Consider the following 6765-nt stretch of genomic DNA (forward strand, 5'->3'; position numbering starts at 1 on the left):
GTGTCGCGCTGCCTACGACGCTTCGGAGCAGCTGATAAAGGAAATCCGAACTTTCGGTCGCCTGGGCGAACAGCTGCGGGTTTTCGTGCTGCGGTTGGGAAGCATCTTCCGGGCACTGCAGGCAAGCCCGGCGATGAGCGAACCCGAACAGAATCAGTTCACGATCAATTCCGGAGGTCGGGCGCTACAGGCCGAAGAGCACGCTTTCATCGCTGAGGCCCTGCGCTTTGGCATCCTCGTCGAGCAACAGGAGACCAAGTCGAAGTCTGGCGTCGGTTTGGATATCGTCGACTACCAGCTTAACCCGATCTACGCGCCATATTTCCAGATAAGTTACCGCCGCAAGCGCAAGCTGGAAATCTCTGTGGAGCAGTTCCACATGCTCATCATGGGCAACGAGACGGACTACCGGGAATTGGCCCGAGGTCTGGCGCGTCAGTTGTCCGATGCCGATGCTGTGCAACTCGGCCTGCTCCTGTCATGAAGGTCAAATTCTTCTCGAGATCTGGCACCAGCGCGGCCGAACTCCAACTTCCTGAGAACATGGTGCTACTGCACGGCGAGCAGCTTGATGATCGCGGGCAGTTGGCCTGCGGCTGTGTACCAGAGTCGGCGCGAGTGCTGCTCGGGTACGGCGTCGACGACATGTCGCTGACGGTGGGAACCGAAACCAAATCCAGCGACTTGGCATCGGAAATGCTTAGTGGCTTCGATCGTGACAAGGTGGTGCTTGAGGCTACCACGCTGGGCTTTGCGGAGCTGTTCTGCGCCACCAATGCCTTGCTAGCCAGCGGCGCTACCTCGGTGAATATCATCTACGTTGAGCCCGCCCAGTACCAGCGTGCGAGTCCTGGCGGAGATCACTTCATGCTATCCGAGCCGACCCGCGGCTACGCGCCGATCCCCAACGCAATTGTCGACCTCACCAGCGACGAGGTTGAAGCAGGGGTATTCTTTCTGGGATTCGAGCCAGAGCGGCTCGACCGCGCGCTTGAAGAGCACCAGATGATCGCCTCTAAAGACGTCAAGCTGGTCTTCGGCATCCCGGCCTATCACCCCGGGTGGGAGCTCGACGCGATCATTCCGCACTTGCCCGCGCTGGTCCAGCACGGGCTGCAGTTGGACTACTGCGCGGCAAATGACCCAGAAGCTGCGTTCGAATGCCTGGAGCGCACACGTGCAGCATTGAGCGAGGACAAGCGCATGTTCGTCGCGCCCATTGGACCTAAGCCATGCGGCATTGCATCGGCGATCTTCGCTAGCGTGTATCCCGAACAAGTCGGCCTATTGTTCGACCATCCCCGTCGCAAGAAGAAGCGCTCCACCGGGACCGACCTCTGGCACCGTTTCACGGTGACGGTTGACCGCAGCGAGGGAGTCCCGTCCGAAGCAGAACCCTAAGGGCCTTGTCAGTCCTTCGCACCGGCGATAGCCGCCTGCAGCAGCTCTTTGATCTTGGGCTCGGGCTTCCAGTAGTTCGGGCCTTTAAGGAACTTGCCATTCGCGTCATAGATGGGCTTGCCATCTGCGCCAAGCTTGCTTTCATTACTGTCCATGATGACAGCCAGTACATCTTCGAGCGGCAGCCCGAACTTGAGAGCCTCCGAGCGACAGTAAACGATGACGTCGCCCAGCAGGTCAGCAATCGCGACCATGACATCGATCGGTTCAGCATTGCGCTCGCAGGCCGCGACGATGTCATCAATTTCATTGACCTCGTCAAGGAGCGTTGCCTTGAACTTACGCAAGCGATCTGCCGGGTCAGCCGGAAGAACAGGGGTATCTTGAGCCGGCAGCTTGTACATCGCGTTCATTAAGGCGATGCGTTTGGCAAAGGATAGGTCGCTCATTCTGCTTTTCCTACAACGCCTGACGGCCTCATGTATTTGACAGGACTGCCGAACTTTAATGCATCGGCGGCTTTTTTGGTCTGCAGCCAATGACGAAGGCCCCCGCAAATGCCAACAGATGGACCAGAAAGTGTTGCGGTCAGCCCATCCTGGGATCCAAAGACTGATCGGTGCTAACGCTAGCGGTCATTGGGCGCCAAATCTCAATGGCAGCAGCCAGCCTCTTTCCGCCTTCGGTTGGCCGGCGGCTTCGCAGCGATAGCACCAGGTCAGCACACGGCAAAGCAGTCACTTGGTGATCGTCAGATTCCAGTGGCAGCTTTGAGGTGTAGAGCTGACCTTCTCGAAAGTCTTGGTGCCATGACTGCTTTCGGTAACAGCAGTCATTCGAACTTCTGAGGTGAACGACGGCAACCAGCCTGAAGCAGCCCTCGCAAACGAATCACGCGGCTCCACAGTCCCCCCAAATACTGTGAGTGGTTCACAGTAGCCCGGGCCACTCCACTTGTTCAACAACAACGGTCCCCGCGACCCGTGGAGTTCCCATGCCATCCAGAATCCCCGTCCACATCGACGGCCAAGACTTTCCCAGCATCAACAAAGCCAGCCTCTTCTACCGAGAGATCCTGCATCGCCATCAGCCAGGCCAATCAGTATCAGATCCCGATCAACACGAGATCAAGCGCCTAATTCACAGCGCACAGCAAACCCCTCAGCTTCCCGCATCTGATGCACAGATCCGCGTGATCCAGGGCAAGTACGGCCGCCACTGCTTTGCCATCCGCGGCAAGGAGCAGTCCCTGCAGACCATCTCTATCGTGCGCTCCGTGCGGCAATGCGCTTGCACCAAAGAGGTACCTTCACAAAACGCACAGTCGCAGCCCTCCGTGGCTTGACACCCTTTGGCAGCGTCCTTGGAGGCCACATATGAGCTGGGCGAACGCCCTTTTCCTTCGATCCCAAATTTCTTCAGTCACATATCACCCCAGTGACCTGACCATCGTCTGCCCTTTGGCAGTCGTACAACGCCCATAAAGCCCGGCAGCTCATTTCGAGCCGCCGGGCTTTATGCCGTCTTGGTCGGAGTTTTCTGTCTTTCTGCTGGTCTGCTCTCCGGTCTACCGCCCTCTTCAGCCCCGTGTGTTCACGCATCCGGGGCTTTTGCGTTGGGGCTGCCGGTTGGTCTTGCTGTCTCGGTTCCCTGTTTCTTCACCACGTATGTTTTCAAGGAGATTCTCATGCTCACCTGTCCCCAATGCCAATCCCCACGATTGGAATCCCGCGACCTCGGTCGCAATGCCGGCTGCGCTGTCGGCGCACTCGCAGGCGCTGCCAGCGGTGCAGCGAGTGCACTGCGCGGTGCCCGACTGGGCGCTACTTTCGGCGCATTCGCCGGTCCTGCAGGATCCGTCCTGGGCGGTCTCGCCGGTGCAGCCCTCGGTGGCCTGGTAGGCGGCGCCATCGGTTGCGAAGTCGGCAGCAAGATCGGTGAAGCCGTCGATCAGAACTGCCTGGACAACTACCGCTGCCTGGAGTGCGGCCACACCTTTAGTCCTCCGCGCGAGTGAGGTGTGTGGGCGGCATTCGTCCTGCTGATCTCTCGGCCTCGCGCTTCTTTGGCTTTTCGTCTCTCTCTTCTTCTCGTTCCACCTGGCCTGGTTCTCTGTCCTTGCTGTGCGCTCTCTAGGGCAGCGCAGTGGCGTAGCCGCGAGTGGGTGGTTTCGTGTTGTCGGTCTTTCGTTTTCTTGTTCTTTCTTCCATTTCTACAAGGAGTATTTCAATGGCACATCTCGTTCAAACCATGGCCTATGTCGGTGAGACCCCCTGGCACAACCTGGGTCAGCAGTTGCCCGCAAAACAACCCATCGATGTCTGGGCCCGTGAAGCGGGCATGGACTGGACCATCCGCGAGACCCCCGTGCGCTACATGGCCACGGAGTCCGGGACTGGTTCTGGCTCTGGCACCGCGTCTTCTGTCTCGGACCTCTATGGCGAACCCATGGAGTTCCCCGACCAGAAGGTGCTGTACCGCAGCGATACCAAGGCTCCTTTGTCAGTGGTCAGTGCCCGCTACCAGGTCGTGCAGCCCAAGCAGGTGCTGGAGTTCTACCGGGATCTGACGGAAGTCTCTGGTTATGAGCTGGAGACCGCCGGGGTTCTCAAGGCAGGGCGCAAGTTCTGGGCCTTGGCTCGCACGGGCAAGTCCTCGGCACTCAAGGGCAACGATGTGGTCAATGGTTATCTGCTGCTGGCCACTTCCTGCGACGGGACCTTGGCGACCACAGCCACTCCAACTACGGTGCGTGTGGTCTGCAACAACACCCTCTCCATTGCCCTGTCAGGAACATCGAGTGCGATCAAGGTGCCTCACAGCACCAGCTTTGATGCGCAGGCGGTCAAGAAGCAGTTGGGCATTGCCGTCTCGCAATGGGACGGTTTCATGTACCGCATGAAGACCCTGTCCGAGCGCAAGGTCAAGAGCCATGAGTCCATGAACTACTTCCTCAAGGTGTTGTGCCAGACCGATGGTCATGCGGATGCATCTGCAGGTCTCACCAATGAGCGTGCCCTCAAGAAGGTGCAGGCCATGTACGAGGGCCAGGGGCGGGGTGCCGAGCTGGCAGCCGCCAAGGGCACTGCCTGGGGCCTGCTGTGCGCCGTCACCGAGTTCGTGGATCACGAGCGCCGGGCGCGCAGTCAGGAGTACCGGCTCGACAGTGCCTGGTTTGGTCAGGGAGCTGCCCTCAAGCAGCGGGCGCTGGAGCAGGCGTTGCAGATGGCGTCATGAAGGGCTCGGAAGAGGGTTCAGCTGCTTTTTTTCAGGATCGTTTCTTATTCGTTGCCTTGCGGCATAGGCCCCGCCTCCTTTGGGAGACGGGGCCTTTTGCTTTGTGGGGTGGCGTTCGGGTTCTCTTGTTTTTATCTTTTCGAAGGAGTCACCATGGTTGTTCCTGTTGTTTCACCTGCGGGTCCGTCTTGTTCCAAGACCCGCCCAGCGCTGAAGCTGGTCAAGACACAGCACCTGGACCGCGATCAGTGGTTGCAGGTCCGCAAAGGAGGTATCGGGAGTTCAGATGCGGCAGCGGCCGTGGGGCTCAATCCCTACCAGTCGCAGCTGGAACTGTGGATGGAGAAGACCGGTCGTGCGCCTGTCGCCCCACCGGGGGATGGGGGTGCGGACGATCTGAGTCCGATGTACTGGGGTTCGCTTCTGGAACCCATCGTGGCAGCGCACTACACCCGCCGCACAGGCAATCGGGTGCGGCGCATCAACGCGGTGCTGCAGCATCCTGAGCACCCCTGGATGCTTGCCAACATCGACCGGGAGGTCCTTGGGGCGCCGGATGTGCAACTACTGGAATGCAAGACCGCTGGCATTCAGGGGGCCTGGCTCTGGCGGGATGGGGTGCCGGAGTATGTGCAGTTGCAGGTGCAGCACCAGTTGGCCGTGACGGGCAAACAGGCTGCAGATGTGGCGGTGTTGCTCGGGGGTCAGGAGCTGCAGATCTTCCGGATCGAGCGGGATGAGGAGTTGATTGCCCAGCTCATCACCCTGGAGCGGGAGTTCTGGGGTTATGTGGAGCGGGGCCAGGCGCCTCCGGCCGATGGGTCGGATTCGGCAGACCGGGCTTTGCGGGCGTTATATCCCCGGGACACGGGTTTCACGCTGAACCTCAAGCATGACCTGGTGATGGGGGCGGTGTTTTCAGACCTGCTGGCGGTGCGGGAGGTGCTGGYGACCAACACGGCTCTGGAGGCCCAGCTCAAGCAAGCCATTCAGCAGCGCATGGAGGATTCGAGCCGGGCGGTGTTTGAGAACGGGGAGGTGAGTTTCAAACGCAGTCGGGATGGGACGCAGCTCGATACAGCGCGGCTGGCCAAGGAGCAGCCGGAGATCGCGCGGGCGTACACGGTGCCCAAGCCGGGGAGTCGGAGGTTTCTGGTGCAGACCTGAAGGTGGGCCGGGGATATCGGAGTCCAGGTTCATTCAATTCATTTTCATTCGCGCATCCCCAGACGGGCTTCATCTGTGACGGTGAGGCCCGTTGTGTTTTGGAGGGTGTTCACATTCAACAAGGAGATTCACATGCTCAAAGGTTTGGCTTTGACACCGCCCGTGATCGGGCGCATTGCGATTGGGCGGGTGGTGGAGAAGAACGGGCGTCGCCTGCCAGAGAAGGACGATGAGTTCACCCTGACCAGCCAGGTGCAGAACAAGGAGGGCTGGGTTCCGCATCCGGTGGATGCGCAACTGCGCAAGGAGCCGGGGGCCAAGCTGCGCAGCATTCCGGTGCGACTGCTGTTCGACGACCCGGACCTGATCCTCAGGGCGAACTACACGATGTTTGACCGGGCCACGGGAAGGCCTCTTTGTGTGGGGGATGGGGAGAGTTGCAAGCGGGTAACCCTGTCAGGGATGCAGTCCCTGCCCTGCCCTTCGCCTGCAGTCTGTGCATTGGCCCAGGACGGGAACTGCAAGCCGTATGGGCGGCTGCATGTACGGGTGGAGGCGGAGGGGAATACCGAAGCGGGTATTGAGGGTATGACTGGCGACGAGTTGGGCAGCTTTGTGTTTCGGACGACGGGGTTCAACAGCATTCGGACACTGTCGGCTCGGCTGCGGTATCTGTTTGCGGTGTCGGGCGGGTTGCTGGCAGGGTTGCCTCTGGAGCTTCGGCTGCGGGGGAAGTCCACGACGCTGTCGCATCGCACGCCGATCTACTACGTGGATTTGACGCTCAGAGCGGGAAGCAGCCTGGCCCAGGTCGTGGCGTTGGCACGGCAGGAGCGCGAGCAGCAGGCTGCGCTGGGGCTGGATCAGGCGGCGCTGGATGAAGCGGCGCGGCAGGGTTTGGCGCTGGGGGAGTTCGAGGAATCGGAAGAGGAAGGGGTGGAGGTCGTCGAGGAGTTCTAT

8 protein-coding genes are annotated in these 6765 nt (G+C 60.1%); 7 read left to right on the forward strand and 1 reads right to left on the reverse strand.

The genetic code is table 11. The features are described from left to right. Both AC04MI_RS22245 and AC04MI_RS22250 read left to right on the forward strand, forming a co-directional pair. Nucleotides 1-484: ORC-CDC6 family AAA ATPase (locus AC04MI_RS22245; protein ID WP_476498722.1), on the forward strand; the 484-nt coding region annotated here is incomplete at its 5' end. Continuing rightward, nucleotides 481-1401: a hypothetical protein gene (locus AC04MI_RS22250; RefSeq protein ID WP_476498723.1), complete on the forward strand. Its 921-nt coding sequence runs from the start codon at nt 481-483 to the stop codon at nt 1399-1401. The genes AC04MI_RS22245 and AC04MI_RS22250, both read left to right, overlap by 4 nt. A gap of 8 nt (nt 1402-1409) precedes the next feature. On the opposite strand, the gene AC04MI_RS22255 is transcribed toward AC04MI_RS22250, so the two are convergent. Beyond that, entirely contained in the window at nt 1410-1850 is a 441-nt protein-coding gene (locus AC04MI_RS22255) for a pyrophosphatase (protein WP_284413213.1), read from the reverse strand. A gap of 545 nt (nt 1851-2395) precedes the next feature. On the opposite strand from AC04MI_RS22255, the gene AC04MI_RS22260 reads away from it, so the two are divergent. From AC04MI_RS22260 to AC04MI_RS22280, 5 genes are all read left to right on the forward strand, one after another. Then, on the forward strand, nt 2396-2746 hold the full coding sequence (locus tag AC04MI_RS22260; protein WP_476498724.1) for a hypothetical protein: 351 nt from the start codon (nt 2396-2398) through the stop codon (nt 2744-2746). A 342-nt stretch (nt 2747-3088) separates the two neighbouring features. Beyond that, nucleotides 3089-3418, forward strand: coding sequence for a hypothetical protein (locus AC04MI_RS22265; protein ID WP_476498725.1), 330 nt, complete (start codon nt 3089-3091; stop codon nt 3416-3418). 212 nt (nt 3419-3630) lie between these two features. After that, entirely contained in the window at nt 3631-4638 is a 1008-nt protein-coding gene (locus tag AC04MI_RS22270; protein WP_476498726.1) for a DUF932 domain-containing protein, read from the forward strand. A gap of 153 nt (nt 4639-4791) precedes the next feature. Further along, nucleotides 4792-5805 carry a YqaJ viral recombinase family nuclease gene (locus AC04MI_RS22275; protein WP_476498727.1) on the forward strand — a complete coding sequence of 338 codons (1014 nt, stop codon included), beginning with the start codon at nt 4792-4794 and terminating at the stop codon, nt 5803-5805. A gap of 132 nt (nt 5806-5937) precedes the next feature. Next, on the forward strand, nt 5938-6765 hold an 828-nt coding region (locus tag AC04MI_RS22280; protein ID WP_476498728.1), incomplete at its 3' end, for a recombination directionality factor.

It is taken from the genome of Acidovorax sp. LjRoot204 (assembly GCF_056175785.1).